The following is a 247-nucleotide window of genomic DNA, read 5'->3' as shown; positions in this document are numbered from 1 at the left end:
ACGCGAGATCCTGCTGCACCTCGCCTGGTCGGTCGGCCTCGCGGCGATGATGGCCGCCACCCTGCTGCTCGAACCGGTCGACTGGATGATATGGAATCTCCAGGCGCGTGTCGGCAATCAGGCCCTTTCAGACAGAACGATCTTTGTTCAGGCCCCCGGAAACCTGTCGGATCCGAATGTGCCGGAGCAGCGGGTGCTTCTCGCTCGCGCCTTGGACCGCACGCGCGAGCAGGGCGCTGCGCGGGTA

1 protein-coding gene is annotated in these 247 nt (G+C 65.6%); it reads left to right on the top strand.

Annotation, left to right across the window (positions count from 1 at the left end):
* Window positions 1-247, top strand: a 247-nt coding sequence (locus RYX56_RS24420; protein ID WP_317124395.1) for a hypothetical protein, incomplete at both ends; no start/stop codon positions are given.

The sequence above is a fragment of the Alkalihalophilus lindianensis genome, assembly GCF_032843265.1.
Lineage (GTDB): Bacteria > Bacillota > Bacilli > Bacillales > Bacillaceae_D > Alkalihalophilus > Alkalihalophilus lindianensis.
The sequence above is the reverse complement of the archived record's forward strand: the minus strand, read 5'-3'. Positions and strand labels throughout refer to the sequence as shown.